Source organism: Butyrivibrio sp. NC2007, from assembly GCF_000421405.1.
Taxonomy (GTDB): Bacteria; Bacillota; Clostridia; order Lachnospirales; family Lachnospiraceae; genus Butyrivibrio.
This window is the reverse complement of record NZ_ATWY01000048.1, coordinates 1-1,663: the sequence shown is the minus strand read 5'-3', so window position 1 is coordinate 1,663 and position 1,663 is coordinate 1. Positions and strand designations below refer to the sequence as shown.

Genomic DNA, 1,663 nt, shown 5'->3' with positions numbered 1-1,663 from the left:
CAATGTCATTAAGATAAGATGACAACAAAAAGAAATAGAGAACTGAGAACCTGAATAAGGTAATCAGTTCTCTTTTTTTGATGGTTTTTAAACCTTCAGGGCATAGAAAATAGGCAGATGTCCATCTGCCGAAATGATAGTATAATTAGTTTGTTAAGCTACTCTGTACAGAAAGCTTATAGCGGTTTGGACTTTGACTTTGCGAGGGTCTTTGCGTCCAGGTCGGATTGGAAGAAGCTCTTTACTGATGAGGAATTCCACGTCAGGAGGAGCTTCCTTCTTTATTGATAGAAAATGGCGACATATGTGGATAGCCCTCGTGTAGTTTAATTGATAAGCATGCTTTCGGTGCGCTACTTTTTGATTCACTATGGTGTGCATTGTTATCGCTTCGCAGAAATTGTAAAGGATCATCCGGGCCCATATTTCCTGTTTTATATAGTCCAGCTTTTTGGCGTGAAAGTTTACTAAGCCAATAGCATATTTCAGTTCTCTGAATGATGTCTCTATACCCCATCGCATATGATATAGTTCTTTGATCTTTTCTGATGAGAACTCATCCTTAGGAAGATTAGTGATAATGCATTCATAGTTGTCTTCAGATATGGGAAACCTGACAATTCGCATGCGTATTTCGTAGAACTTGTTATCGTATAAATCCAGAAAATCAAAAGGAGTTTCTTTCATGATGATTCGGTATTTCTCAGGGTTAGCTTTCACTTCCTTTGTTTGCTTCCTTGTCAGGGTAATTGAAATAGTTTCATCAAAACATTCCTTGTTCTTGGGGAGTAGTGACCTTGCAGAAGAAGCAATTCCATTACTACGCAAATCCTTCACACGGATCAGGTAGAAATGATGTTTTTCATTGATGTGTGCAAAGATGTTATAGTTTTCATATCCCCTGTCGGCAATGAAAATAGTCTTGTATTCACTGACGTAGCAATCAACCATATCGCACATGGCTTTGCATTCATTTTCCATTCGAGATGGTTGAATAATGGCATCTATATATGTCCTTGAGCGTAAATCATAAAGAGCGTTAAGGTGAATCTGGTTAAAGCCCTTTGAATCAGGAGTTGATTGAAAGTAAGTTGTTTCATCATCTGGATTATGAGCAATGTTCAAATCAGATCCATCACATGCTAATAAGCGATATCCATGATAAAGCTTGGGCTGGGATATGGTATGAGTGAATTCATTGAAAAGGAATTCAAATGCTTCTGGAAGAATCTGTGCACGGCGTTGATTAAAGGAAGCACCGGAAGGAGTATTCTTGCTGAAGTTAAAATGCTCCAGCAATTCATCTTTAATAGCTTTACCCTCCATGGCTAAGATAAATCTCATTATATCTGTAAACGACCATTTCTTAGTGCGGCAAAAATCCGTATTTGGGTTCCGGGTAAATAGCCAATGAACTCGGTCCATTTGATCAATAATTGACAGCAGCTTGTTTTTAACAGTTTTAGAATAGTTCATTTAGTGCCTCCTTGAAAAAAGATTTGTCTTTAATTTCAAGGGCCGCTTTCGCTACTTCTAAATACAATTCGTAGCGAAAGCGGCCGCACTTTTTCAGTCATCTGTCAACTATTTTTTAATAAAAAAAGACCTCTATACCATTTCTGATATAGAGATCTTATTCCGTCATCTTATCTTAATGACATTG

At 37.6% G+C, this 1,663-nt stretch carries 1 protein-coding gene; it reads right to left on the bottom strand.

All coding sequences use genetic code 11. From position 1 onward, the window contains the following. Nucleotides 1–153: 153 nt before the first annotated feature. A complete protein-coding gene (locus G632_RS0118285; protein ID WP_022770959.1) occupies nucleotides 154–1,476 on the bottom strand; it encodes an IS4 family transposase in 1,323 nt (440 codons plus the stop codon). Between the last annotated feature and the right edge of the window lie 187 nt (nucleotides 1,477–1,663).

Coding starts and splice junctions, on each gene's coding strand:
- G632_RS0118285 (WP_022770959.1), bottom strand. CDS start 1,476: ATGAACTATTCTAAAACTGTTAAAAACAAGCTGCTGTCAATTATTGAT.